Origin of the sequence: Xanthomonas populi, assembly GCF_002940065.1 — a bacterium.
GTDB classification, from domain to species: Bacteria; Pseudomonadota; Gammaproteobacteria; order Xanthomonadales; family Xanthomonadaceae; genus Xanthomonas; species Xanthomonas populi.
Window position 1 is genome coordinate 26264 of record NZ_MDEJ01000011.1, and the last position, 26834, is coordinate 53097.

The window sequence follows — 26834 nt, forward strand, 5'->3', positions numbered from 1 at the left end:
AGCCGATGGTTCGCCTTCGTGGCTCGCGGCGGCTCGTTCATCATTGTTGAGCCGGACACGGTTGCCTGGCGACCCCCACCCCTCTCCCGACGGGAGAGGAGCTTTGAGGCTTACAGACCGAACAACATCCGGCCCGGGTTTTCCAGCTGATTCTTGATGTCCACCAGGAACTGCACCGAGTCCTTGCCGTCGACGATGCGGTGGTCATACGACAGCGCCAGATACATCATCGGGGCGATCACGACCTGGCCGTTTTCGGCGATCGGACGTTCCTTGATCACGTGGATGCCAAGGATGGCGCTCTGCGGCGGGTTGATGATCGGGGTGGACAGCAGCGAGCCGAAGGTGCCGCCGTTGGTGATGGTGAAGGTGCCCCCCTGCAGGTCGTCCAGGCCCAGCTTGCCGTCGCGCGCCTTCTTGGCGTAATCGGCGATGCCCTGCTCGATCTCGGCGAACGACTGGCGCTCCACATTCCGCAGCACCGGCGTGACCAGGCCCCTCTCGGTCGATACGGCGATCGAGATGTCGCTGTAACCGTGATAGATCACGTCTTCGCCGTCGATTGAGGCGTTGACAAGCGGGAAGCGCTGCAACGCGTTGGCGGTGGCCTTGACGAAAAAACTCATGAAACCGAGCTTGATGCCGTGGGCCTTCTGGAATTCGTCCTGCAGTTCCTTGCGCGCAGCCGACACCTTGGCGAGATTGACCTCATTGAAGGTGGTCAGCATCGCGGTGGAGTTCTTCGACTCCATCAGGCGCTTGGCGATGGTCTTGCGCACGCGGGTCATCGGCACGCGCTCTTCCGGACGGGCCCCGGACGCCTTGCCCACGCCGCCGGCTTTGGCAAAGTTGACGATGTCTTCCTTGGTCACCGCGCCGCGACGGCCGGTGCCCTCGACTTGGGCCGGATCCACGCCCTGGGTGATCGCAGAAAAACGTGCACCCGGGGGCAGCGCATCGCCAGCCGACTTCGAGGCAGCTGCAGGCGCCGGTGCGTCAGCCTTCTTCCCGTCGGCCGGCGCAGCCACAGCCACAGCCACAGCGCCTTCTTCGATGATCGCCAGGATCTGGTTGCTGGTGACCGTGCTGCCGGCTTCGAACTTGATTTCCTTCAGCACGCCGTCGACGGGCGAAGGAACTTCCAACACGACCTTGTCGGTTTCCAGGTCGACCAGATTCTCGTCGCGCTTGACTGCTTCACCAGCCTTCTTGTGCCAGCTGGCGATGGTGGCGTCGGAAACGGATTCGGGCAGTACCGGAACTTTGACTTCGGTGGCCATTCGGGGAGCGTCCTAGGGTTTGCATTCTTTGGGGAAGAGGAGTTATTCAGCGACTTGGTCGTTGAACGGATTGAGGAGCGCATCGGCGACCAGCTTCTGCTGTTCGACGATGTGGTCGGCCATGTGGCCGGCGGCAGGCGAGGGCGAACGGACACGGCCGGCGTAATGCAGGCTCTGGCCGCTGGTCAGGCAGAAGTTGAGGTGGTGGCGGATCTGGTACCAGGCACCCTGGTTCTGCGGCTCTTCCTGACACCACACCACGTCGGTGGCGTTGGCATAGGCCTTGAGCTCGGACGCCAGCTGCGCACGCGGGAACGGATACAGCTGCTCCACGCGCAGGATGGCGACGTCGTCCTGGCCACGCTTGATCTGGTCTTCAAACAGGTCGTAATAGACCTTGCCCGAGCACAGCACCACGCGCTTGATCTTGCCGGGGTCGGCCTTGGCATCTGGAATCAGGTGCTGGAACTCGCCCTCGGCCAGTTCTTCCAGGCTCGACACCGCCAGCTTGTGGCGCAGCAGCGACTTGGGCGTCATCACCACCAGCGGCTTGCGGGTGGTCATGCGCATCTGACGACGGATCATGTGGAAGCACTGCGCCGGGGTGGTCGGCACGCATACCAGCATGTTCTCCAGCGCGCACAGCTGCAGGAAGCGCTCCAGACGCGCGGAGCTGTGCTCCGGGCCCTGGCCTTCGTAGCCGTGCGGCAGGAACAGCGACAGGCCCGCGATGCGGCCCCACTTGGCTTCACCGGCGGCGATGAACTGATCGATCACCACCTGCGCGCCGTTGGCGAAGTCGCCGAACTGCGCTTCCCAGACGCACAACGCGTTCGGGTCGGTGGTGGAATAGCCGTATTCGAAGCCCATCACCGCTTCTTCGCTGAGCAGGGAGTCGATCACGGTGGCGTGTTCGGGGTTTTCCACCAGCTGGCGCAGCGGCATGTAATAGCTGTCGCTCTTCTGGTCATGCAGGATTGCGTGACGGTGGAAGAACGTGCCGCGGCCGGCATCCTGGCCGACCAGACGCAGCTTGTGTCCTTCTGCCAGCAGCGTTGCATAAGCCAGGTTTTCGGCAAAGCCCCAGTCGCCGGCCTGCTGGCCGGAGGCCATTTTGACGCGGTCGTCGTAGATCTTGGCCACGCGTGCATGCAGCTCCACGCCTTCCGGAATCGTGGTGATCAGCTTGGCCAGGCGGTCCAGTTGCTCGCGCTTGACGCGCGTATCGACCGGGTCGGCAGCGGTGCCGACCAGATACTTCGACCAGTCGATGGCGAATTCGTCCGGCTTGCGCGTGGCCAATTCGGTTGTGTACTCGCCCGAATCGAGCTTGTTGCGGTAGCCGTCGACCAGCGCCTTGGCTTCGTCGGCGCTCAGCACGCCATCGCTTTCCAGCGTGTTGGCGTACAGCTCGCGAGTGGTCTTGTGCTTGCGGATGGTCTGGTACATCACCGGCTGGGTCGCTGCCGGTTCGTCGGCCTCGTTATGGCCCCAACGGCGGTAGCAGACCAGGTCGATGACCACGTCCTTCTTGAACTGCTGGCGGAATTCGTAGGCCAGCTTGGACACGAACATCACCGCGTCCGGGTCGTCACCGTTCACATGGAACACCGGCGCGCCGATCATCTTGGCGACGTCCGTGCAGTACAGCGTGGAACGGGCGTCGTCGCGGGCACTGGTGGTGAAGCCGATCTGGTTGTTGATGACGATGTGCACGGTGCCGCCGACGGCGAAACCGCGCGCCTGCGACATCTGGAACAACTCCATCACCACGCCCTGGCCGGCGAATGCGGCATCGCCATGGATCAGGATCGGCAGCACTGTCTTGCGCTCTGCATCGCCGAAGCGTTCCTGACGCGAGCGCACGCTGCCTACCACGACCGGGTCGACGATTTCCAGGTGCGATGGGTTGAACGCCAGCGCCAGATGCACCTGCTTGTCGCTACCGACGGCGATGTCGGCCGAAAAGCCCATGTGGTACTTGACGTCGCCAGTGTGCGCGCGGTCGTCGTGGGCATGCTCGAACTTGCCTTCGAACTCGTCGAACAGCTTGCGCGGATTCTTGCCCAGCGTATTGACCAGCACATTGAGGCGGCCGCGGTGGGCCATGCCGATCACGATGTCCTTCACCTGATCGTTGCCGGACTGGCGAATGATCTCGTCCATCATCGGAATCAACGCATCGCCGCCTTCCAGCGAGAAGCGCTTCTGACCGACGTACTTAGTGTGCAGGTAGCGCTCCAGGCCTTCGGCGGCGGTGAGCCGCTCCAGCGTGCGCTTGCGGCTGGAAGCGTCGCCTGCGATCTTGCCGCCGGCATCTTCCAGGCGCTTGTAGATCCACTGGCGTTGGTCGAATTCCTGGATGTGCATGAACTCTGCGCCGATGGTGCTGGCGTAGGTCGCCTTCAGGCGGGTCAGCAGGTCCTTCAGCTTCATCCTCGGCTGACCACCGACACCGCCGGTGCTGAATTCGCTGTCCATATCCGCCTGCGACAGGCTATGGAACGGCAGGTCCAGATCGGGCGGATTGACTGGGGGGGTGAGGCCGAGCGGGTCGAGCTGCGCACCGAGGTGACCACGCGCACGGTAGGCGGTGATCAGGCGACCGACGTTGCGCTCGCGCTCGTCATTGGCACCGGCGCCGTTCCCGGCATTGGCTGCCTGCTTGGAGGCAGTGATGATGTGGGCGATGGCGGCCGAGTGCGGCACATCCCCGGCATCGCGACCTTTGAAGTCGTCGAAATAGCTCTTCCACTTCGGATCGAGACTGTCCGGGGCGACGAGGTACTGCTCGTACAGATCCTCAATGTAGGCGGCGTTGCCGCCGGCGAGCTGCGATGACTCTGCGAACTGCTTTAGGAGATTATCCACGATGGTAAGTCGGGTCTGCTGTGAGGGATGATTGTGCGGAGGCGGCGGGGCGAGATGCCCGATCGGGCGGTATCAAAGCTCACAAAATTATACCCCCTTGCGCTAGTGAGGGGGCGTCTGCGAGCTGATCGGACGGGTAGGTCGACCGACCTCGCACCTACGTGCGAAGGACGCTGCGCCATCAGATGCCGAGCGCGCGCGGTTCGCTCCAAAGTCCGCTGCGCTCCCATATCTGCGCGAATTCCCGCTCCAGCTGGCGACTGCGCGCGGCGCCCGACAGCCAGGTTTCGCCGTCGTCGAAGCGATGGCCTGTTGGACGAAAGTAGTAGGCGTCATCGCCCACCACATAGGCCGATGCATAGCTGCTATCGACCGGGTCGCTGACCGCGCGGAAGCGAAACACGCTGGGCAGACGCTGGGCCAGCCGCAACATCGCGCTGCCACTGGCGTTGGCGCTTGCGGTGCCCTGCACCAGCACATGCACGCGTTTGTCGTGACGGGCGGTGGCGAAGCGACGCAGCGCATCGAGTGCCGCCGCGTTGTCGAACAGTGGCGGATCCAGTGCGCGCGTGTAGATCAACACTTGCCGGCGTGCGGCGCACAGCAGGCCGGTGGTGGCGGCCAGGGCTGCGCTCAGATTCTCGACTGCCATCGGGCCGTCAAGGCGGCGATACAGGGCAATGGCTGGTGCGCCACTCGTATCGAGGGCGCGATCAGGATGAAATTCAGGGGATGCTTCGGGCAGAAAGCCGAGGCGTGCGAACACAGCCTGCGCATGTGAGTTGACGCGTGCGCTCAGGCTAGGCCAGCCGCGTTGGCGGGCGTTGTCCACTGCGGCTGTAAGCAATTGGTCGGCAATGCCACGGCGACGCCAGTCGTGGAGCACGCCGAGCCTGTCGATGCGACGGTCGGGTGTGAGCCGCACCGCGGCGATCAGCTGGCCGTCGTCGGTGCGCATGGCCAACTGCAGGCTGATGGGATCCAGTGCGTCCCATGCGGCATCGCGGGTGGTGCCAACAGTGCCGGTGGTGCACGCCAGGCGTAGCGCACGCAGGGCCGCGGCGTCGAGCGCCTGATCCAGCGAGACGGTCTGCGGCCTGGCGTGGTGGTTCATGCGCGCTTGGGAGATGCGTCGGTGTCGCCGGCGTCGTCGCCAGCGTCCGATGCCTCGTCGTCGCGATCGTCGCGATCGTCGTTCTGATCGGCGTCTTCGTCTTGCTCGGCGTCACCCGCTTCGGCCGGGCCGTCCGCGGCGTCTGCGACCTTCTCGACGTCTGCCTCGGCGTCGATCTCATCGTCCGCATCCTGCGTGTTGGCCTCGACGTCGGCATCGTCACGGTCGGCCGACAGGCTCAGTACGTGTGCCTGGTCGTCGTCGATGTCTTCGAAGTCGTCGTCCGCTTCGTCACGGGCGCGCTGGTAATGGCCCTGCGCCAGCAGTTCCAGCACCACTTCGCGGCCGCGAACCGACAACTGCGCATACAGCGCGCCGTCGATTTCTTCGGCGGCGGACAGGCGCGCGGCGTCCTTGGCCGACAACGCAAATCCCAGGCCGCTGCAAAACAGCGTGGCGCCGCGCTTGGCACGCCGCCATGCCAGCCGCGACCACGGATGGCGATGCAGCAACACACCTTCTTCCAGCGCCTGCTCGAGCGCCTCGCGCGGAATGCGCTCAGGCGCAGGCACCACGTTGCCGGAGGCGCGGTAGGTGGTCATGAAGCGGCCGAACCAGTCGCCCAGGCGATCAGGGTCGTTGATGCGCAGCGCGTTGAGCGCTTCGACTACGCGGTTCATCGCGGTGACGTCGATCTCGTAAGGGTCGGCCGGCACTTTCAGGTCTTCGTCGTGATAACGCACGGCTTCGTCGGCATCGGCGATCAAGGTGTCGAGATAGTCGCCGATCAGCTCGGCCGAGGACGGCGCGCGGGTGCCGATGGAGAAGGTCAGGCAAGCGTCTTCGGCCACGCCGTGATGCGGCACCAGCGGCGGCAGATACAGCATGTCGCCCGGGCCCAGCACCCAGTCGTGGGTGGGCTTGAACGTGCTGAGCAGCTTGAGCTCGACATCGTCGCGGAACGCCAGCGGCGCGGCCTTGCGGCCCTGTTGTGCGCGCGCGTCGATCTGCCAGCGGCGGTGGCCCTGGCCCTGCAGCAGGAACACGTCGTAATGGTCGACATGCGCGCCGACCGAACCGCCGGTAGCGGCGAAGCTGATCATGATGTCGTCCAGGCGCCAGCGCGGCAGGAAGCGGAACTGCTCCAGCAACGCGCGCACGTCGGCGTCCCACTTGTCCACATCCTGCACCAGCAGGGTCCAGTCGTGATTGGGCAGGCCGGGGAAGTCGGTTTCCTGAAACGGGCCAGTACGCACGTTCCAGTCGTCGGTGGCGCGGTCGTGGCTGATCAGTCGCGCCAGCACGCCGTCTTCGCAGGCCAGGCCGGCCAGATCTTCCGGCTGCAGCGGCGATTGGAAGTCTGGGAACGCGTTACGGATCAGCAGCGGGTGTTTGTGCCAGTAGTTGCGCAGGAAGCGCTCGACCGGCATCCCCAGCGGCTGGTCGCGGGTGGCATGGATCTCGAAAGGCAGCGGCGCGCCTTTTCTGGCGACTGTCTTTTTTGCGGCGGTCTTGTTCATCGTGTGGCGGGTCCTACTGGAAAAGCCGGTGCTGTGCGGCCGGCGAAGTTGCCTATTGTCGCCCAGCCCGCTGCGCGATGCCTTGCTGGCGGATGTCGCAGTAAGGTTTCAGTGCAAGTGTCTCTGCTACCCAAGGTATTGCCGGGTATGCGCTGGTCGCGCTGGTTGGTAGCGGGCGTCAGCGGCTTAGAGTGGCTAACAACATGGAGCGAGCGCCGGTCTGGCACTGAGCGCAGTCGTTCTGTTAGCCGTTTTTAGCGGGTGGAGAGCTGGTTGTCGCTGCCGTCATCATTGACTACTGCGGTGCCGGACTGCTGGGTGATGGGGTTGTCGCGGCCGTGCACTGTGGCCGCAGCGATCGCCTGCGCCTGATTGTCGTCACCAGGCACCAGCAGCGTGTCGATGCGTCCGGCCTTGAGCGTGGACTTGCGGCTGAACAGTTCGATGGTCTTGGCATCGCCAGCCAGGGTGACCTCGGCAGCGTCGCCAACGATGCGCGCCACTTCGGCGCGCTCGATCTGGACGATCGCATGATCGCCCAGTACGGCGATCGTGCCGCAGGCGCCCTTGAAGATCAGATGGGCGTTGTTGCCGGTCAGGTCGAGGTGATGCCCGTCGCAGCTGACCGTGCCGCTGGTCGAGGTGACCATCAGTGTCGGCCGCTCGCCACTGCTGGCGAACTGGGTGGTGCCGTCCATGCTAACGTCGTGATGCCGGTGGGTTGGGTGCAGATTGTTAGATCGCGCGCGCCAGCTGCTCGGCCAGACCGGTGTAGGCGCCCGGGGTCAGCGCACGCAGACGCTGTTTGTCTTCTTCCGGCAACTGCAGGCTTTCCACAAATGCCTGCATCGATGCGGCGGTGATGCCCTGGCCGCGGGTCAGTGCCTTGAGCTGCTCGTAAGGATTGGGCAGGCCGTGGCGACGCATCACGGTCTGCACGGCTTCTGCCAGCACTTCCCAGGCAGCGTCCAGATCGGCGTTTAAGCGCTCCGGATTGATGGTGAGCTTGCCCAAACCCTTGACCAGTGAATCCAGCGCGACCTGGGTATGGCCGAACGCGGTGCCGAGCGCGCGTAACACGGTGGAATCGGTGAGGTCGCGCTGCCAGCGGCTGATCGGCAACTTGGCGGAAAAGTGCTCGAACAGTGCATTGGCGATGCCGAAATTGCCCTCTGCATTTTCGAAGTCAATCGGGTTGACCTTGTGCGGCATGGTCGAAGAGCCGACTTCGCCTTCCTTGAGCTTCTGCTTGAAGTAGCCCAGCGAAATGTAGCCCCAGATATCGCGCGACAGGTCGATCAGGATGGTGTTGACGCGGCGGCTGGCATCACCGATTTCGGCCACGTTGTCGTGCGGCTCGATCTGAGTGGTATAGGGGTTGAACACCAGGCCCAGGCTTTCGACGAAACGCTGCGCGAACGCGGCCCAGTCCAGGTCCGGATACGATACCAGGTGCGCGTTGTAATTGCCGACTGCACCATTGATCTTGCCGGTCAGTTCGACCGCGGCGATCTGCTTGCGCTGGCGCTCCAGCCGCGCGACCACGTTGGCGATTTCCTTGCCCAGCGTGGTGGGAGAGGCGGTCTGGCCATGCGTGCGCGAGAGCATGGGCTGGCCGGCCTGGGCATGGGCGAGCGTGCGCAGCGTGGCGGTGATGCCATCCAGCGACGGCAGCAGCACCTCGCGGCGTGCCTGTTCCAGCATCAGCCCGTAACTGAGGTTGTTGATGTCCTCGCTGGTGCAGGCGAAATGCACAAATTCCAGCGCCGGGGCCAGCTCCGCATCGTCCTTGAGCTGTTCCTTGATGAAGTACTCCACCGCCTTGACGTCGTGGTTGGTGGTGCGCTCGATCTGCTTGACCCGCGCGGCGTGGGCCACGCTGAAGTCGTCGGCCAGCCGGCGCAAGGTCTGCGCGGCGGCGGCCGAGAACGGCGCCAGTTCGGCGATGCCCGGCTCGGCGGCCAGTGCCAGCAGCCATTCGATTTCGACCTTGACCCGTGCCTTGATCAGGCCGTATTCGGAAAAGATCGGGCGCAGCGCATCCACCTTGGAGGCGTAGCGGCCGTCGAGCGGGGACAGGGCGAGCAGGGCGGAATCCGACATAGGCAGGGCACTGGGAGGCTGGCGGGGGTGGGTATTCTACGCCGCCCCGGCGCCGGCTTCGCCCATCGGTCGGACCGTGACCGCCTGGATCCGGTGCCCGGCCATGCGCCGCAATGTCAGGTCGTGGCCGTCCAGCTGCAGGGTTTCGCCTTCTTCGGGCAGCCGCTGCAGCCTGTGCACGATCAGGCCGCCGACCGAATTGACGTGGTCCGGGGGCGCTCAGATCGCGGCCGAGCAGGCGTTCCAGGCGGAAGATCGAGGTGCTGCCTGCCACCAGCAGCGAGCCGTCCTGGCTGCGGATCGGGGCGTCGCGCACCACGTGGCGGTGCGCGTCCTCGATCTCGCCGACCACTACTTCCAGCAGGTCCTCCAGGGTGAAGAAGCCCAGGATGCGGCCTTCGTCCTCCACGCACAGCGCCAGATGCGTGGTGCCGGTGCGGAACTCTTCCAGCGCGCTGGGAATCGGGGTTTCCAGGGTCAGCAACGTGGCCGGGCGCAGCAGCGGGCGCAGATCGTCCAGGTCCTGGCCGCGCGCCATCGCCACCAGCAGATCCTTGGTATGCAGGATACCCAATACCTGCTCGCCATCGGCGTTAAACCACGGGTAGCGGCTGTAGCGCGATTCGCTGAATTCGGCCAACACGGTTTCCATCGTCATTCCCTCGCGCAGGCTGCGCATGTGCTCGCGTGGGCGCATGAGATCGCCGCGACCAGGTCGGGAAATTCCATCGCGTGGCTCATCAAGGCCAGCTCGTGATCGGGCGTGGCCGCGTTGGGATCCTTGCGGCCGACGATCAGCATCAGTTCTTCGCGCGAATAGCGATGCGATTGGTGTTCCACATCGCCCCAGCCCAGCACGCACAGCAACCGGTTGGCGCTGTTGTTGAGCACCCAGATCGCCGGATACATGACCCAATAAAATACGTAGAGCGGCGTGGCGGTCCACAGCGACATCAACTCCGGACGGTGAATAGCCATGGTCTTGGGCGCCAATTCGCCCAGCACGATGTGCAGAAACGAAATCAGGCTGAAAGCAATTGCTAATGCAGTGAATTGCGCAGCTTCCGGCGAGAGGCCGAGCACGTCGAACACCGGCTGCAGCAGATGCGCAAACGCAGGTTTACCGACCCAGCCCAATCCGAGTGAGGCCAGGGTAATACCAAGCTGGCATGCCGACAGATACGCATCCAGATGTGCATGCACCCCGAGCAGCAAACGCCCGCGCCATCCGTTGTGCTGCGCCAGGCCCACTGCTTGCGTGTGGCGCAACTTTACCAGCGCGAACTCGGCGGAAACGAAGAAGCCATTCAACAGCACCAGCAGTAATGCGACGAACAGCATCAGCACGTTACCGAGCATAGCGTGCGCCTCGCTGGTGTGCATCGGCGGTAGGTCTACGCATCAGCTGCTGCGCGCGCGCGGTGGTGCGGTGTGCAAAAAAAGAGGCACGTGATGCGTTTCTACAGTCAGGGTCGTCGCCCACGGCGGCTTGGTACCTCGTATTGATCAATGGGCAGTATAGCCCACAGTCTCCGACGACACGGTCGCAACGCCGCGAGCGAGTATCGTAGGCAGCCTCGCCAGCGTGGGCACGCCCCCTACCAGCCATCCATCACCACAAACCAACCATGTGCGGAGAGTGCAGATGAGCGAACGTTTCAGGACCGAACACGACAGCATGGGGCAATTGCAGGTGCCCGCCGATGCATTTTGGGGCGCGCAGACCCAGCGTGCCGTGCAAAATTTTCCGGTGTCCGGTCAGCCGATGCCGCGTGGCTTCATTCGCGCGCTGGGCCTGATCAAGGCAGCCGCAGCCGGCGTCAATGCCGAGCTTGGATTGCTGCCCAAGTCGATCGCCAAGACGGTGCAGGACGCCGCGTTGCAGGTGGCTAAGGGCACGTTTGATGCGCAATTTCCGATCGATGTCTACCAGACCGGTTCGGGCACCTCGTCCAACATGAATGCCAACGAGGTGATTGCGACGCTGGCTACGCGCGCCGGCAAGGAAGCGGTGCATCCCAACGATCACGTCAATCTGGGGCAGAGTTCCAACGACGTGGTGCCCACTGCGATCCGCGTCTGTGCGTTGCTGGCGGTGCAAGAGCACCTGCAGCCCGCGCTCAAGCATCTGCGCAAGACCATCGACAAACGCGCCAAAGGCCTGAGCAAGGTGGTAAAGACCGGGCGCACGCATCTGATGGATGCGATGCCGCTGACCTTCGGTCAGGAATTCGGCGCGTGGTCGGCGCAGTTGAGTTCGGCGCAGGAGCGCATCGACGATTCGCTCAAACGCTTGCGCCGTCTGCCGCTGGGCGGCACCGCGATCGGCACTGGCATCAATGCAGATCCGCGTTTTGGCGGTAAGGCGGCCAAGGCCTTGTCGAGCTTGAGCAGATTCAAGTTCGAGAGTGCGGAAAACAAGTTCGAAGGCTTGGCCGCGCAGGACGATGCAGTGGAATTGTCCGGTCAGCTCAATGCACTGGCAGTTGCACTCATCAAGATTGCAAATGATTTGCGCTGGATGAATGCCGGGCCATTGGCGGGGTTGGGCGAGATCGAATTGCCGGCGCTGCAGCCGGGCAGCTCGATCATGCCAGGCAAGGTCAACCCGGTGATTCCCGAAGCCACCGTGATGGCGTGTGCACAGGTCATCGGCCACCACACCGCGATTACCGTGGCTGGGCAGACCGGCAATTTCCAGTTGAACGTGACGCTGCCACTGATCGCCTACAACCTGCTGGATTCGATCACCTTATTGGGCAATGTGTCGCGGCTGCTCGCCGATACCGCAATCGCCGGACTGAAGGTGCGTCAGGAGCGCGTGCGCGAGGCGCTGGAGCGCAATCCGATCCTGGTCACTGCGCTCAACCCGATCATTGGCTATGAGAAGGCCGCCGCCATCGCCAAGCGTGCTTACAAGGAGCAGCGCCCGGTGCTGGACGTGGCCATGCAACACAGCGGGCTCAGCGAAGCGGATCTGCGGCGTTTGCTGGATCCGGCTGCGCTGACGCGTGGCGGCATCCAGGCCGGCAGTCGTGGGGGCGGTGGCTGATCGCTGCTTTGTTTAGGAGCGCACTGGTGCGCGATGTGCCGTTATCGATAACGCCTCATCGCGCACCAGTGCGTTCCTACCGGGGCTCGCGTGACTCCGCGGTTTCCACGCAGCTTCGCGCGCTCGTCAGTGCCGTTCGGCCTGCACATTGCCGAAGCTCTCACGATATGGCTGCAGCGGCGGAATTTCATCCAGCAGTTCGCCACTGATCTTCTGGATTTCCGGGGTGGCGGTCAGCTTGATCGACTTGTACTCCGGGTCGGCGCCGGCATCGTCGACCGCCTGCTGACGCAGCATCTGCAAATGCCCGAACAGCAGCTGCAACTTGGCGCGTGTCGGGTCTTTTTGCGGCAGCGCGATATCGTCGATCTTGAGTGTGCCGTCCGGGGTGATTTCCGCATTGGCGGCCGGTTGGCGGCGGATCATTACCGACTGGGTGGTGACCGCAACGCGCGGCTTGCCACGTTCGGCACGACGGGACGACTGGTCGCCGCAGGCGGCGAGCGTGCAGAGCAATAGCGCCATGCAAAGCATCACGAACTTGTTCATGGGGTCGCTGGGTCGAGGTGAGCGCACTAGTGTAATCCCGCGCAGGTCAGGCGGTCCGGGCCGGCGGCACATGGCATGGCTGACAAAATGTCGCAGGCCAAGGTAGCGCTCAACTTGCGCGCAGGAATCGGCATGGTCATACGCTCCATCTGATTCGGGAAGCCGCTGCCCTACCAACGACGGCGCAGCGGCTGTCACGGCGGCTTACTTGCGGCAATCGTCGACGTCGTGTTGCGTGAGGGTGGAGTAGGGCGCGAACGCCGGCACCAGTTGCGCAGCGCCATCTTGCGCGTTGCGCAGCTTGGCCAGCTGATCGCAGAGCTGCATGGCTTTGTGCTTGAATGTTTCCGACTCGGCTTCGATCTTGTCGCCGATCTGGTCGGTGTTGCCGCTGAGCACGCCCTTGAGCGCTTCGCCCGCCGCATGCGCACCGAACGCCGCGCCCTGGGTGCCGATGTCGACGCCTTTTTCGGCCACACCCTGGATCTGCGCGTAGAAGCTGCGCATCGCCTGCTGCTGCGCATCGTTCAAGGTCACCGGCTTGCCGTCAATGCTGAGCGCGCCATCCACACCGATGGTGGCTGCAGGCAGACCATCACGCTTGAGCGTCGCGCTCTTGCCATCGAAGGTCACCCCGCTCCCGTTGGCCTGGCCCGATACGTTGACCGTTGGCTCGGACTTACCGCAACCGACAACAGAGCGCTCGCCAATACCCCAGTCATCAACAATTGCATCAGCAGTTCCACCTTCAAATCGTCAATGAGTGATTATTTTTCGGCCGGCACGCGGGTGGTGCCGGTGACATCGCTGACGTCGATATCGCCGCTTCCCTTGCGCGCCACGCTGACGTTGCCGCGCACCTTGCGCACACTCAGTGCGCCGGAGTTGACCGCTTCCACGCTCACATCGCCTTGCACATCGTCGATGTCGACATCGCCGGAGCCGATCGTGCCGAGTTTGACGTTGCCCGCAACGCCGCGCAGTTCGACGTCACCCGAGCCGACCTTGCCGACCTCCGTGGCGCCACGCACGTGCGTGGCCTTGAGATCGCCCGAGCCCACGGCCAACACGCGCAGTGCGCCCATCTCTTCCAGCTCGATATCGCCGGAGCCGACCTTGGCAGTAACGCGGCCCTTGGTGCGAAGAATCGCCATGTCGCCAGAGCCGACGTCGGCTCTGACCGCTGCCGCACCGGAAATCTCCGCATCGCCGGAACCCACGTCAAATTGCACCGGCAGCGTGTCGGGCACGCTGCCGCGCAGATCCAGGTACGCGTAGCTCTCACCGATAGAGATGCGCATGCTGCGGTCATCGTCCAGCGTTACCACCAACTTGTCGCCGACGCGCTTCTGGGTGACGGTCAAGCCTTTGAGCAGATTGGCTCGTGCAGCGCAGGCGCGGCCGCTCAGACGCCCGCCGCTGCCGGGCGAGGCGTCCAGATGCAGGTCGTTGGAGGCGACCTCGAACAACACCGACTTCACCCCGGTCAATTGCAATTGCAGCTTGCGCGGCTCAGAGAATGTGCATTGCTCCTGGGCAAACGCAGCGCCAGGCAACGCGAACACAATGGCCAGACTCAGAGGCAGGTGCGAACGCATGGGTGTCCTTTACTCAGGCTTCGGAGCGCCGACGGCGCAGATAGATGGAGGCGGCGATCAGTGCGACACCGATGGCGGCGCCGATCCAGATGTCGGGGTTGCCATAGACCAGCCGGCTGTCGGTGTGCTGCAGCACCCACTGCACCAGATCGCTGGGGTCCTGCATCGCGCTGCTATCGAGGTGTCCGCTGACCGCGCGCGGCGACCAGGTGCCGGGCAGGGCGCTGAGCAGGCCGCGGTAGCCGACGATGTACCAGATCCAGCCGATCGGCAGCGACACACCCGGCATCGCGGAGAGAATGCTCAGCATCACGCAGGCCAGTAGCGGAAACAGCACCGCCCACAAGAACGGCTTGCTGGTGGCCCGGGCCGAGCAGAACATCAGCCAGCCCACGGTCGGCAGCGACCACAGCAAGCTCATCGGCACGGTCTGCAGCATCAGCCACAACAACGAAAACGGATGCGAGTGGGTGGCCAGCCCCCATGGATTGGGGACGCCGGCGATCAAGGCGCCGCCGATGGCGATCAGCCACAGTGCCAGGCCGACCAGCACGCCGATCACGATGGCGATCAGCGGCGCCAGCAACAGCGCCCAGGCGGCTTTGGACAGCACCGTCTGCACGTCGGACACCGGCAGCGATTTCCAGAACAGCACGCTGCGGTCGCGGCGATCGTCGTACAGGCTGGCCAGTGCATAGAAGAACACCACGAATGCAAGTACCACCGAGGCGATACCGATGCCGCCCAGCAGCAGGCCGTCGCCGACCTGTCCCAGTGTGCGGGTGTACTCGGCCATGTCCGACATCGACAGGGTGTCGCCGATCATGTTGCGGCGTGCGCTGATCGCTCCGATCACCGCGCCCAGCAGTGCGAAGAACACCGCGATGCCGCCAGTGATGATCTGCGCCCAGACGAAGCCGCCACGGTGTTCCCAGTACTCGCGTTTGAGTAGCCAGCCGAACGTGCGTGCGGGAGAAGCTTGGTGGGTGAGTGCATTCATGCGTAGGTCCCCTTCATGACCGCAACGAACAGGTCGGCAAGGCCGGGATTGCGGATTTCGCCAAAACGGGCGAGCTGCGCTTTCGGCACACCATCGAATAGCATCACGGTCTTGCCGAACGGCAGGCTGCGCTCGTCGATCGGCTTGACGGCTCTGGCTGCGTCGAGATGCTCGGCATTGATCAGCACTTCGGTGTAGCGCTCGGCCACGTTTTCCATGTTGGCGGTCAGCACGATGCGGCCGTCGCGGATGAACATCACATCTGTGAGGATGTGTTCGATCTCTTCGACCTGGTGGGTGGTGACGATGATGGTTTTTTGCTCGTCGAAGTAATCTTCCAGCAGCCGCTGGTAGAACTGCTTGCGATAGAGGATGTCCAGACCAAGCGTGGGCTCGTCTAGCACCAGAATGCGGGCGTCGATGGCCATCACCAGCGCCAAATGCAGCTGCACGATCATGCCCTTGGACAATTCGCGCACCCGCGATTTGCGGTTGAGCTGCGTGTTGGCCAAAAAGCGCTCGCACTTGGCGCGATCGAAGCGCGGATGCACGCCGGCAACGAAATCGATCGCCTCGCCAACCCGCAGCCAGCGCGGCAGCACCGCCACGTCGGCGATAAAGCAGACCTCGTTCATCAGCGCGTTGCGCTGGGTGCGCGGGTCCATGCCAAGCACGCTCAACTGGCCGTCGAAATCGGTCAGCCCCAGCACGGCCTTGAGCGCAGTGGTCTTGCCGGCGCCGTTGGGGCCGATCAATCCGACGATGCGCCCGGCGGTAATGGTGAAGGTTGTGTTGTCCAGCGCGAGCCGATGCTTGTAGGCCTTGCGCAGGCCACGTGCGTCGACCACATGGTCGGAGGAGACGGCGGTCATGGTGTTTTTCCCTGTGGCAACAGATCGTCGATGGACAATCCCAGGCGCTGGATGCGTTCCAGCACCGCGGGCCATTCTTCATTCAAGAAACGCTCGCGTTCGCTACCGCGCAATTTCTGCGCGGCTTCCGGGGTCATGAACATGCCCAGGCCGCGGCGTTTCTCCACCAGGTTCTCGTCGGCCAGTTCCTGGTAGGCGCGCGAGACGGTGATGGGGTTGAGTTGGTAATCGGCCGCCACTTGCCGCACCGAGGGCAGGGCGTCGCCAGGCTTGAGGATTCCATCGAGCATCATGGCAATCACCCGTTCCTTGAGTTGACGGTAGATGGGAGCGCCGTCGCTCCATTGAATGTCGTTCATGGTCAGCTCCGTGGGCGCAGACCCTGCGCGAAGGAGAAATAGGGCATCGACAGCCAAGCGCGCAGATGCCGGCTGGGCCGGGTGCCCGCCTCGGAGGGAGTTGTCGCGTTTTCCGTAACCGCCTCCGACACGCCATAATCGGTGCCGGACTGCGTGACCTGACTGAAAGCGGCTCCCAGGCAACCAATGGCGAACAGGGTGCTGCCGAACAGCAGCAATGGAGCTGGTCGCGTGAAGCGTGTGCTGTTCATGCTTTTCCCTGTGTTGGATGACTGGTGTTGTATTAAACTATAACGCCTAAACGCAGGCAGTCAACTGCCTGTCATACCCAACCGATGGAACCCCGCACCCGCGGGTGGCCTGAACCTAACGAAGGGGATCGCGCATGTTGCTCAATCGTCTGCTGGTCGTTCTATTTGCTGGCTTTTTTTCTGCCTCGGCGCTGGCGGCAGGCACCTCGGTGCTGGATCTGGACTACCGGCCGCTGGCTGGCAAGGCGCCAATCAACCTGAACCTTACCTACGGAGGCAAGGTGCTGATGGTGGTCAACACCGCCAGCAAATGTGGCTACACCCCGCAGTACGAAGGACTGGAAGCGCTGAACAAGCGCTTCGGTAGCCGCGGTTTTTCGGTGCTGGGCTTTCCCTCGAACGATTTTCAGGGGCAGGAACCCGGATCTGAGAAGCAGATCCAGGAATTCTGCACGCTGACCTATGGCGTCAAGTTCCCGATGTTTGAGAAGGTGCATGTGCTGGGTGCGCAGGCCACGCCGTTGTATCAGCGATTGACGCAAGCCACGGGCGTTGCGCCGGGTTGGAACTTTCACAAGTATTTGATTAGTCGCGATGGACGCGTGGTGGCGCAGTTCCCCAGCAAGATCAAGCCGGACGATCCGAGCGTGTTGGCGGCCATCGAACGGGAGCTCAAGCCGCCGTCGCGCTGAGCGCGGCGCTCGCAACGCCGCGCGCACATGCGACAATGCGCATTCAGCGCCGGCGTCGGCGTGTCTTTTCACTTTCTGGAAGTGCATCGAATGAAGATGGGAAAGCGCGGCGCGGCGGCGTCGCTACTGATGGTGGCACTGTCGGCAGCGATGCCGGCGATGTCGCAGCAACCGGCCGCAGCGGCCACCAAGGAGAAGTCAGTTTTGAATGCATCGTCTGAGAATAGCGCTCGCGACAACGTTAGCTACGCCATCGGTATGGATGTAGCGCGCTCGTTCGAGCCGATTGCCCAGGACATCGATGTAAGCGCACTGCAACGCGCCATCGAAAATGCATTCAAGGGTGGCAAGCCGTTGTTGTCGGATGAGCAGACCCAGGCCACCGATACCGCACTGCGCACCGCGCTGGCGGCGCGTAACGGCCAGCAGGTACCAGGCGTTGCGCCGGGTAGCACGCCTGCAGCGCCGTCCAAGGAAAACGTCGGCCTGATGTTGGGCGATCGCGCCGTCGGTCCGTCGCTGGCCGGCATCAAGGACGAGATCGATCTGACCATCCTGATGGAGGCCGTGCGTACCGTGTTCGCCAAGGGCACCACGCGTCTGACCCAGCAGGAAGCCGCAGCGACGATGCAGGCCTTTGCCTCTGCCAAGCAGGGCGCTGCCGGTGCCAAGAATCGCGAAGAAGGCAATGCTTTCCTCGCCAAGAACAAGACCGAAAAAGGCGTGATCACCACGGCCTCAGGCTTGCAGTACACGGTGTTGCGCCAGGGTAGCGGCGAGCGTCCGATGCCCACCAACACGGTGCGCGTGAACTACGAAGGCAAGCTGCTCAACGGGCAGGTGTTCGACAGTTCCTACCAGCGCGGCCAGCCGGCCGAGTTCGGTCTGAATCAAGTCATTGCAGGTTGGACCGAGGGCGTTGCGTTGATGCCGGTCGGTTCGAAATATCGTTTCTGGATTCCATCCAACTTGGCATATGGCCCGAACGGCACGCAGGGGGGGCCGATCGGACCAGACGCAACGTTGACGTTCGATGTCGAACTGATGGGTATCCTTCCCTGATCCCCCCACAGGAGTATCCCCCCCATGCGCGTTGCGATCTTTGGTACCGGCTATGTTGGTTTAGTCACCGGTACCTGTCTGGCTGAAGTAGGTCATCACGTTATCTGCGTGGATATCGACCAGGCGAAAGTTGATGGTCTCAATCGAGGGGTGATCCCCATCTATGAACCCGGCCTTGAGCCGATGGTGAAAGCCAACCACGCCTCTGGCCGGTTGCGCTTCACCAGCGACGCTGCCGAGGCGATTGCGCACGGCGAAATCACTTTCATCGCCGTGGGCACGCCACCGGATGAAGATGGCAGTGCTGACCTGCAGTACGTGCTGGCGGTTGCGCGTACCGTCGGTCGCCATATCGAGGCGCCGTCGGTGGTCGTCAACAAGTCCACGGTGCCGGTCGGTACCGCCGACAAGGTGCGTGCGGCGATCCAGGAAGAGCTGGACGCACGTGGCGTGGAGCATGAGTTCGACGTCGTCTCCAATCCTGAATTCCTGAAGGAAGGCGACGCGGTTGCCGACTGCATGCGTCCGGATCGCATCGTGATCGGTGCGACCAAGCCGGCAGCGATTGCACGTATGCGTCGTCTGTATGCGCCGTTCAATCGCAACCGCGATCGCATCGTCGAAATGGACGTCAGCTCGGCCGAGCTGACCAAGTACGCGGCCAACGCGATGCTGGCGACTAAGATCAGTTTCATGAACGAGATCGCCAACATTGCCGAGCGTGTCGGTGCCGACGTCGAGCACGTGCGTAACGGTATCGGGTCGGATCCGCGCATCGGCTGGCACTTTATCTATCCCGGTGCCGGTTACGGCGGTTCGTGCTTCCCCAAGGACGTGCAGGCATTGGCCAAGACTGCCGAGCAGTACGGCATGCAACCAACCCTGCTCAACGCGGTGGAAAGCGTCAACAACGCGCAGAAGGGTCACTTGTTCGAACTGGTGCAGCGTCATTACGGCGGCGACGCCGGCGGCAGCCTTGCCGGCAAGACCTTCGCGGTGTGGGGTCTGGCGTTCAAGCCCAATACCGACGACATGCGTGCGGCCTCCAGCCGTCGCTTGCTGGCGCAGTTGTGGGAAGCCGGCGCCACGGTGCGTGCCTACGACCCAGAAGCCACCCACGAAGCCAAGCGCATCTTCGGTGAGCGCGACGATCTGACTTTCTGCGACGAAGCCTTCGCTGCCCTGGAAGGCGCCGATGCATTGGTCGTGGTCACCGAGTGGAAGCAGTTCCGCAGCCCGGATTTCGGCAAGATCAAGCAGGCCTTGAAGGACGACGTGGTGTTCGACGGTCGTAACCTTTACGACCCGCAGGAAATCGAAGCTGCAGGCCTGGCTTACTACGCCATCGGACGAGGCCGTTCGTTGCATGCATGAGCAACTCTCGCCGCGCGACCAGGAACTGGACGCGCGGTTGGTTGAACTGGAAACGCGCCTCTCCTTTCAGGAGCACGCGCTCAATGAACTGAGTGAAGCGCTTGCGGACGCCCGTTTGACGGGCGCCCGCAATGCCGAACTGATCCTCCACCTGCTCGAGGATCTGGGCAAGGTGCGCTCCACGTTGTTTGCCGATGCAGCGGATGAACCGCCGCCTCCGCACTATTGATTGCAGATTGCCACCGCCATGAGCGATACCTTACGTGACCAGTTGCTTGGGTTGGGCTTCAAGTCCGCGCCCAAGCCCGAACGCAAACCCGACGCACGGCCTGCCGCGCGTCCACATGGCAACGGTGGCAGGCCAGCGCCCGGCGGTAACAAGCCGGGTGGCCAGGGCAGGGGACCGCAGCGGCCGCATGCCGCTGCGGCGACCGATGGCAAGAATGCGCGCACCAGCGATGGCGTGCCTGATCGCACTAGCGATCGCAAGCCCGCTCCGTCGCCACGTCCTCAGCATTCCAATGCGGATCGACGCGGCCCCAAACCGGCACGCACGTGCGAAGACATCGACCTGGCCAAGGCCTATGCGATCCGTGCGCAGCGCGAGAAGGACGAGCGTATCGAAGCCGAGCGACTGAAGCAGGAAGAAGCACGCCTGCGTCGTCAAGCCAAGGCCAAGCTCGAAGAATTGCTCAAGGACAAGGGCCTGAATCATGCCGATGCCGATATTGCCCGGCATTTTCCGTATGGCGGCAAGATCAAGCGCATCTATGTGACTGCCGATCAACTCAAGGCGCTCAACGCAGGCGAGCTGGGTGTGTTGCAACTCAACGGCCGTTATCTGTTGGTCACCGCCGAACTGCTGGCCGAAGTCGAAGCCGTATTCGCAGCTTCGGTCGCATTGAAGGTGGATCCGAATGCACCGGCAAACGAAGACCCCTATGCGGACCCTCAGTATCAGGTGCCCGACGGCCTGGTCTGGTAACGCTGCGTGGCAGATTTTTGTTGAAACATGGGCACCTGATCTGTGCCCATGTTTGTTCGAGCAGTTGGCCTTGGTGTTGCGCATTGGGATCGTTGCTTGCGCGCGTGCGGGTTGAGCGATGCAGCAAAGGCGCGGCTGGCGATACACAGGCCGGTCAAGGCGCGCGCGGCACCATTCGCGGCGTGGTTGGTCGACGCCGCTCCGGGCATGGTGTCCGCTGCGTCGCAGTTCACTTCCTGCCGGTGGTGCCGCGTCTATCCATGTCTTCGAATTCACTGTCATCTTGCGCTAATGCGTTGGAGCTCCAGCCGTGCGCCGTGTTGTGCACATGCGTGCGCGCCGCAACGGTGTGTCGGTTGGAGTAGTGCTCATGCTCTGCGCGATCAGTCAGCAAGCGATTGCGCAGGCGGACGAGGCGCCGGCATTCGACTGGCCTGGGATTCCGTTCGCTGCCGAAACGCTACAGCCGGGTGTGTTTGCTTGGGAGCAGGGCTTGCCGGATGCGAGCACCGACCGCGCCGATGGGCAGCGGACCACGCAATACACCGCCGATGCGGTGCTACGTCTGGGCCTGTTGCAGAACGTGGAGCTGCAACTGGGTAGCGACAGTTACAACTGGCAACACGGGGGTGGCGCGCGCGTACATGGTAGTGGCGACAGCCTTGTGGGATTGAAGGTCGCATTGCCGTCGCGTTCGGACAGCTTTCATTAGGGCGCCCTCGGCAGCTACAGCGTGCCGAGCGGCAGTCCCGCGTTCAGCGACGGCTACGCGCGGGAGCTGGGTGTGACCGCGTCGTGGGATCTGGCCCAGAAGCGCGCGCTGGCGCTGTACGTCAACTATGCCCGCGACAACGACGGGTACACCTGGACCTTCTCGCCCAATTACACGTTCTTTTCCGGCGAGCGTTTCAGCAGGTATGTGGAAGCGGGCTTCGACACCGGCAGCGAGCATTCACGTGAGGCCGGTGCTGGCGGCGCCTGGCAGCTTGCGCACGCGATGCACCTGGAGGTGTCATTCCTGCGCGGGCTGACGTCCGAGGGCCCAGACCGGCAGGCCGGGATCGGCTTGTCGATCGCGTTTCAGTAAAGTGCCGATGGTCGCTGATCGCGGGCAACGGTTAGTTAGGTAGCGCCCGCCATATGCTGCACTGCCGCATGCATTGATGGGCCGGAAAAGGCCTAATTGGATCGATCCAATCGACGCCAGACGCATGTGCATTTCTTCCACTGCAAGGCCGGCTACGTGACGCTTGCCAAGCCGACGCCGTCCGCCCCGGATGACGGCGATGCATGCCGCATCCGACGCAGTGCAGTGACGTTGCGCGATATCGCCGGCGCCATCGGTGTCTCACGCGCAACGGTGTCTTTGGTGTTGCGCGGCAGCCCGCTGGTGCATGCGAGCACGCGTGCGCGCGTGGAGGCCGAGCTGGATCGGCAGAACTACGTTTACAACCGTGCCGCCGCCAATCTGCGTTGCCGCACGTCGTCCAGCATTGCGCTGGTCATCAACGATCTGTCCAATCCGTTCTTTGCCGAGTTCGCCGCAGGCGTGGATGAGGCCTTGGGCGCGGCCGGCTACGTGACCTTGCTCGGCAGCACCGGCGAATCCACGCAGCGCCAGCAGGCGGTGCTGACCTCGCTGATGGAACATAAGCCCGCCGGCATCATCCTGTCGCCGGCCGAAGGCAGCCAGGCGCAGGCGCTGACCCAAGTGATGGGGCGCCAGCACAACGTGGTGTTGTTCAATCGCCAAGTGGAGGGTGCGCGCTGGGATCTGCTGGCGCTGGACAACGAACAAGGCGCGTTTCTGGCCTGCGAACATTTGATCGCGCAGGGCCATCGTCGCATCGTGTTTTTCGGTGGCCATGCCGAATCCAGTTCTTGCCGCCAACGCCGCGCCGGCTACACGTGCGCGATGACGAACGCCGGCCTGACTGTGCACTACGTCGAATCCGCGCCGACTCGTCAAGACGCCGCGCAGTGCGGCACGCGCATGCTCGAGGGCGCCGACCACGCTGCAACCGCTGCGGTTTGCTACAACGACAGCGTTGCGCTGGGCTTGATGGCCGCATTGGCGATGCACGGCATCGTGCCGGGCCGCGACTTCGCAGTGACCGGCTTCGACGATATCGCTGAAGCCGCCTTGTTTACACCCGCGTTGACCACATTGGCTGCAGATCCGCGTGCGCGCGGCAGGCAGGCCGCGCAATTGGTGCTGCAGCGTATCGGCAGCCCGGAGCGCGCGTCGCAGCGACTGACGGCCGCCGTCGAACTGAACATCCGCGCGAGTAGCGCCTGCTCGCCATCGGTGCTTACGCGTCATCCCCCAAGCGATTCCCCCGTCCATTCCCCCACCAAGGCCTCAGGCCGCTGACCAGGCAATTCCTATGGTTTCCCTTTCCACGCAATCCACTGTGCCAAGCGGCAATAAGGCGCCGGTCAACAACGGCGTTGCGTTGTCGGTCGTCACCACGATCTTTTTCATGTGGGGCTTTCTCACCTGCCTCAACGACATTCTGATTCCGCATCTGAAGGCGGTGTTCGAACTCAACTTCGCGCAGGCGATGCTGGTGCAGTTCACCTTCTTCGGTGCGTATTTTTTGATGTCGTTGCCGGCCGGTTGGCTGGTGGACAGGCTCGGCTACAAGCAAGGCATCGTCGCCGGGCTGGCGGTTGCTGCGGTCGGTGCGCTGGGCTTCTGGCCTGCGGCAGAACTGCGGGTTTACGGGGCATTTCTCGGCGCGCTGTTCGTGCTTGCCACCGGCATCACCATCCTGCAGGTGGCGGCCAATCCATATGTTGCATTGCTGGGTCCGGAGCGCAGTGCGTCCAGCCGTCTGACGCTGGCGCAGGCGCTCAATTCGTTAGGGACCGCGATCGCGCCGCTGTTCGGTGGCTGGCTGATTCTGTCCAACACCGTGATGAGCGGCGATCAGCTCAAGGTGCTGCCCGAGGCCGAGCAACTGGCCTATCGCGTAGAGGAAGCGCAGGCCGTGCAAGGGCCGTACATTGGCCTCGGTATCGTGCTGTTTCTGCTGGCGATCTTCGTGTTTCTGTTCCGGCTGCCGGCACTGACCGATGCGGGCGCGCAGAAAGACGAAAGTAAACATTCGCTGCTGGATGCGTTGCGTCATCCGCATGTGCGCTTTGGTGTGCTGGCGATCTTTTTCTATGTCGGCGCCGAAGTGGCGATCGGCAGCCTGATGGTCAATTACTTCTCGTTGCCGCAGATCGGTGGTTTCACCGAGCGTGAAGCGACCAATTACGTCTCGGCATACTGGGCGCTGGCGATGATCGGCCGCTTCATCGGCTCGGCCTTGCTGGCCAAGCTGTCGCCACGCGTACTGTTGTCGGTGTTTGCTGCGATCAATGCACTGCTGTTGGGCCTGACCATGGCCAGCGGCGGCATGTTGGCGGTGTATGCGCTGGTGGCGATCGGTCTGTTCAATTCGATCATGTTCCCGACCATCTTTACGCTGGGCATCGAGCGGCTTGGTCCGTTGACCGGTCGTGCATCGAGCCTGTTGATCATGGCCATTGTCGGTGGCGCCATCGTGCCGTATCTGCAAGGTCTGCTGGCCGACAGCATCGGCTTGCATGAGTCGTTCATGCTGCCGCTGATGTGCTACCTGTACATCGTGTTCTACGGCACCTGGGGCTCGCGTCTGCGCGGCGCACTGGCGGAGGCGCGCGCATGAGTGCTGTCAAGAATCAGGTCATGTGTTTCGGCGAGGCCTTGATCGACATGCTGGCGTTGCCGTCGGCCGGTGCGGATGAGCCGCGCACGTTTGCGCAATACGCCGGTGGTGCGCCAGCCAATGTCGCTGTCGCCGTGGCGCGGCTGGGCGGTGCGGCGCATTTTGTCGGCATGCTGGGGCGCGACATGTTCGGCGATTTTTTGCTGCAGAGCCTGCAGCAGGCCGGCGTCGCCACCGATGGTATCGTGCGGACCGATCAAGCCAAGACCGCGCTGGCATTCGTCGCACTGGATGAAGCCGGCGAGCGGAGTTTCAGTTTCTATCGCCCGCCTGCAGCGGATCTGTTGTTCCGTACGGAGCACTTCGCTGCCGACGGCTTCAAGCAGGCTGCTGTGTTGCATGTGTGCTCCAACAGCATGACCGAGCCTGCGATCGCCCAATGCACGCTCGACGGCATGCGTCGCGCACGCGCCGATGGCGCCATCGTCAGCCTGGACCTCAACCTGCGCCCGATGTTGTGGCCGCAGGATGTGGACCCGGCATCTCTGCTGTGGGAGGCGTTGGCGCTGGCTGATGTGGTCAAACTCTCGCGCGAAGAACTCGATTACCTGGCCGGCACGCTCAGTGGCGATGCCAGCGCGGTCATCCAGAAGTTGTGGCAAGGCAAGGCCAGCTGGTTGCTGGTCACCGATGCCGGCGGGCTGGTGCGTTGGCAGACGCGGAACGATTCCGGCCAGGTGCCGGCCTTCCGCGTGCAGGTGCGCGATAGCACTGCGGCCGGCGATGCGTTCGTCGGTGGTTTACTGTTTCAGCTGGCTGCGCGCGCGTCCACGCTTGAGCAGTTGCGCGGCGATGCCGCTGCGATCACCGAGGTAATCCGCTTCGCCGCGGCGGTCGGTGCACTGGCGGTAACGCGCAAGGGCGCGTTCGCTGCGATGCCGAGCGTCGATGAAGTCCATTCTTTGATCCAGGAACAATCATGAGCCGTTTGCCTGCGACCCCCGCACCCGATTTCCGCTCGGCCGATGTGCTGCGTCAGCATATCGCCGACACCATGGCGTTCTACCACCCGCGCGCAATCGATCCGGCGGGCGGGTTTTTCCAGTATTTCCGCGACGATGGCTCCATCTACGACGCCGTGCATCGGCATCTAGTCAGCAGCACGCGCTTCGTCTTCAACTACGCGATGGCGTACCGCGAATTTGGCGATGCCCAGTACCTGCAGGCGGTACGTCACGGCCTGGACTATCTGCGCAACGTGCATCGCAATGCGGCCACGGGTGGCTATGCGTGGACCTTGCGCGATGGCGTGGTCGAAGACGACATGAATCACTGCTACGGCGTGGCTTTCGTACTGCTGGCGTATTCGTGCGGTTTGAAGGCCGGCATCGAAGAGGCGCGCGCATGGATGGACGAGACCTGGCAGCTGCTGGAAACACATTTCTGGGAGCCCGAATTCGGGCTGTATCGCGACGAAGCCGATGCGCAGTTCAGCTTCACCAGCTACCGCGGCCAGAACGCCAACATGCATATGTGCGAGGCGATGATCGCCGCGTATGAGGCCAGCGGCGAGCAACGCTATCTCGACCGCGCCCTGGCGCTGGCCGACACCATGACCCGGCGTCAGGCAGCCAAGGCCGATGGCCTGGTCTGGGAACACTACGATCTGCAGTGGAACATCGACTGGGACTATAACCGCGATGACCCGAAGCATCTGTTCCGCCCGTGGGGCTTTCAGCCGGGCCATCAGACCGAATGGGCCAAGTTGTTGATGCTGCTGGACCGCTACGCACCGGCCGATTGGTTGTTGCCGACCGCGCAGCATCTGTTCGATGTGGCAGTGCAGCGCTCATGGGATGCGCAGCGCGGCGGGCTGTATTACGGATTCGACCCCGGCGGCAAGGTCTGCGACGGCGATAAATATTTCTGGGTCCAGGCCGAATCGCTGGCGGCAGCGGCGTTGTTGGCGCAGCGTAGCGGCGAAGACCGTTATTGGCAGTGGTACGACAAGCTTTGGGATTACTCCTGGAAGCACATGATCGACCATCGTTATGGCGCCTGGTATCGCATTCTGGATGCGAAAAATCGCAAGTACAGCGATGAAAAAAGCCCCGCCGGCAAGACCGATTACCACACCATTGGCGCGTGCTATGAAGTCCTGAACGTGTTGCGGCCGGCTGCGTGATGCGACACGGTCGGCGAGGTGTGCCGACCCTGGAGCGGGAATCGCCGGGTCGTGCCCGGCGATCTGTCGTTAGCGTGCGTGGCCAAGATGGTCGCATCGGCGCGCAGCTTGCGAGCGACCGCCACAGCCCCTGTAGGTACCCCATGGGCGCGCTTGTTCGGGTGTCTTCCCTGTTCGCTCAAGGGTGGTCCTGCGTCTGAGGTATCCCCACGTTTTTCAGCCCATGACCATCTGGTTGTAGACGTGTTCGGGCAGTGTGCGTAATCGCT

Annotated in this window: 22 protein-coding genes and 3 pseudogenes; 11 read left to right on the plus strand and 14 right to left on the minus strand. The window is 63.2% G+C overall.

The genetic code is table 11. The annotated features are described in order from the left end of the window. Positions 1-110 precede the first annotated feature (110 nt). From sucB to XpopCFBP1817_RS03180, 7 genes and pseudogenes are all read right to left on the minus strand, one after another. Positions 111-1280, minus strand: coding sequence for a dihydrolipoyllysine-residue succinyltransferase (sucB, locus tag XpopCFBP1817_RS03150; protein WP_128415949.1), 1170 nt, complete (start codon positions 1278-1280; stop codon positions 111-113). Positions 1281-1322: 42 nt separating this feature from the next. Continuing rightward, positions 1323-4151, minus strand: coding sequence for a 2-oxoglutarate dehydrogenase E1 component (locus XpopCFBP1817_RS03155; protein ID WP_128415950.1), 2829 nt, complete (start codon positions 4149-4151; stop codon positions 1323-1325). Positions 4152-4332: 181 nt separating this feature from the next. Then, positions 4333-5265, minus strand: a complete 933-nt coding sequence (locus tag XpopCFBP1817_RS03160) for a GNAT family N-acetyltransferase (RefSeq protein ID WP_128415951.1) — start codon at positions 5263-5265, stop codon at positions 4333-4335. After that, complete coding sequence (locus XpopCFBP1817_RS03165; RefSeq protein ID WP_128415952.1) at positions 5262-6785, minus strand: ribosomal protein uL16 3-hydroxylase; 1524 nt, start codon at positions 6783-6785, stop codon at positions 5262-5264. The genes XpopCFBP1817_RS03160 and XpopCFBP1817_RS03165 overlap by 4 nt, the downstream gene beginning before the upstream one ends. A gap of 254 nt (positions 6786-7039) precedes the next feature. Further along, positions 7040-7483, minus strand: a complete 444-nt coding sequence (locus XpopCFBP1817_RS03170; protein ID WP_128415953.1) for a hypothetical protein — start codon at positions 7481-7483, stop codon at positions 7040-7042. A gap of 37 nt (positions 7484-7520) precedes the next feature. Next, positions 7521-8888, minus strand: coding sequence for an adenylosuccinate lyase (gene purB, locus XpopCFBP1817_RS03175; protein ID WP_128415954.1), 1368 nt, complete (start codon positions 8886-8888; stop codon positions 7521-7523). A gap of 36 nt (positions 8889-8924) precedes the next feature. After that, a pseudogene (locus XpopCFBP1817_RS03180) lies at positions 8925-10271 on the minus strand (hemolysin family protein). 262 nt (positions 10272-10533) lie between these two features. On the opposite strand from XpopCFBP1817_RS03180, the gene XpopCFBP1817_RS03185 reads away from it, so the two are divergent. Next, complete coding sequence (locus XpopCFBP1817_RS03185; protein ID WP_128415955.1) at positions 10534-11940, plus strand: class II fumarate hydratase; 1407 nt, start codon at positions 10534-10536, stop codon at positions 11938-11940. A gap of 126 nt (positions 11941-12066) precedes the next feature. Here the strand turns inward: XpopCFBP1817_RS03185 and XpopCFBP1817_RS03190 are convergent, their stop codons facing one another. The 7 genes and pseudogenes from XpopCFBP1817_RS03190 to XpopCFBP1817_RS03220 form a co-directional block, all read right to left on the minus strand. Next, a complete protein-coding gene (locus tag XpopCFBP1817_RS03190) occupies positions 12067-12489 on the minus strand; it encodes a hypothetical protein (RefSeq protein ID WP_167393805.1) in 423 nt (140 codons plus the stop codon). Positions 12490-12693: 204 nt separating this feature from the next. Beyond that, a pseudogene (locus tag XpopCFBP1817_RS03195) lies at positions 12694-13229 on the minus strand (DUF2884 family protein). A gap of 27 nt (positions 13230-13256) precedes the next feature. Then, positions 13257-14087, minus strand: a complete 831-nt coding sequence (locus XpopCFBP1817_RS03200) for a DUF4097 family beta strand repeat-containing protein (RefSeq protein ID WP_128415958.1) — start codon at positions 14085-14087, stop codon at positions 13257-13259. 13 nt (positions 14088-14100) lie between these two features. Then, on the minus strand, positions 14101-15087 hold the full coding sequence (locus tag XpopCFBP1817_RS03205) for an ABC transporter permease (protein ID WP_128415959.1): 987 nt from the start codon (positions 15085-15087) through the stop codon (positions 14101-14103). After that, positions 15084-15959, minus strand: a complete 876-nt coding sequence (locus XpopCFBP1817_RS03210) for an ABC transporter ATP-binding protein (protein ID WP_128415960.1) — start codon at positions 15957-15959, stop codon at positions 15084-15086. The genes XpopCFBP1817_RS03205 and XpopCFBP1817_RS03210 overlap by 4 nt, the downstream gene beginning before the upstream one ends. Beyond that, a complete protein-coding gene (locus XpopCFBP1817_RS03215) occupies positions 15956-16318 on the minus strand; it encodes a GntR family transcriptional regulator (RefSeq protein ID WP_003483692.1) in 363 nt (120 codons plus the stop codon). Before XpopCFBP1817_RS03215 ends, XpopCFBP1817_RS03210 begins: the two co-directional genes overlap by 4 nt. A 2-nt stretch (positions 16319-16320) precedes the next feature. Then, entirely contained in the window at positions 16321-16569 is a 249-nt protein-coding gene (locus XpopCFBP1817_RS03220; RefSeq protein ID WP_128415961.1) for a hypothetical protein, read from the minus strand. A 134-nt stretch (positions 16570-16703) separates the two neighbouring features. Here XpopCFBP1817_RS03220 and XpopCFBP1817_RS03225 point away from each other — a divergent pair, with 134 nt between their 5' ends. The 10 genes and pseudogenes from XpopCFBP1817_RS03225 (at position 16704) to XpopCFBP1817_RS03270 (ending at position 26565) form a co-directional block, all read left to right on the plus strand. Continuing rightward, entirely contained in the window at positions 16704-17261 is a 558-nt protein-coding gene (locus tag XpopCFBP1817_RS03225) for a glutathione peroxidase (RefSeq protein WP_128415962.1), read from the plus strand. 90 nt (positions 17262-17351) lie between these two features. Continuing rightward, positions 17352-18323 (plus strand): FKBP-type peptidyl-prolyl cis-trans isomerase, encoded by a 972-nt coding sequence (locus XpopCFBP1817_RS03230; protein ID WP_167393806.1) that lies wholly within the window; start codon positions 17352-17354, stop codon positions 18321-18323. Positions 18324-18347: 24 nt separating this feature from the next. Continuing rightward, a complete protein-coding gene (locus tag XpopCFBP1817_RS03235) occupies positions 18348-19697 on the plus strand; it encodes a UDP-glucose dehydrogenase family protein (RefSeq protein WP_128415964.1) in 1350 nt (449 codons plus the stop codon). Continuing rightward, positions 19690-19926, plus strand: a complete 237-nt coding sequence (locus XpopCFBP1817_RS03240) for a SlyX family protein (protein ID WP_128415965.1) — start codon at positions 19690-19692, stop codon at positions 19924-19926. The genes XpopCFBP1817_RS03235 and XpopCFBP1817_RS03240 overlap by 8 nt, the downstream gene beginning before the upstream one ends. Before the next feature lie 18 nt (positions 19927-19944). Beyond that, complete coding sequence (locus tag XpopCFBP1817_RS03245; RefSeq protein ID WP_167393807.1) at positions 19945-20682, plus strand: DUF2058 family protein; 738 nt, start codon at positions 19945-19947, stop codon at positions 20680-20682. Between the two features lie 242 nt (positions 20683-20924). Beyond that, positions 20925-21769 (plus strand): annotated as a pseudogene (locus XpopCFBP1817_RS03250) (transporter). A gap of 96 nt (positions 21770-21865) precedes the next feature. Next, positions 21866-23056 (plus strand): LacI family DNA-binding transcriptional regulator, encoded by a 1191-nt coding sequence (locus tag XpopCFBP1817_RS03255; RefSeq protein WP_167393808.1) that lies wholly within the window; start codon positions 21866-21868, stop codon positions 23054-23056. 13 nt (positions 23057-23069) lie between these two features. After that, positions 23070-24380: an L-fucose:H+ symporter permease gene (gene fucP / locus XpopCFBP1817_RS03260; RefSeq protein WP_128415967.1), complete on the plus strand. Its 1311-nt coding sequence runs from the start codon at positions 23070-23072 to the stop codon at positions 24378-24380. Then, positions 24377-25363 (plus strand): carbohydrate kinase family protein, encoded by a 987-nt coding sequence (locus XpopCFBP1817_RS03265; protein ID WP_167393809.1) that lies wholly within the window; start codon positions 24377-24379, stop codon positions 25361-25363. The genes fucP and XpopCFBP1817_RS03265 overlap by 4 nt, the downstream gene beginning before the upstream one ends. Further along, the gene (locus tag XpopCFBP1817_RS03270; RefSeq protein ID WP_128415969.1) at positions 25360-26565 is read left to right on the plus strand and encodes an AGE family epimerase/isomerase; all 1206 of its coding nucleotides are present in this window, start codon (positions 25360-25362) and stop codon (positions 26563-26565) included. The genes XpopCFBP1817_RS03265 and XpopCFBP1817_RS03270 overlap by 4 nt, the downstream gene beginning before the upstream one ends. The last annotated feature ends 269 nt before the right edge of the window (positions 26566-26834 follow it).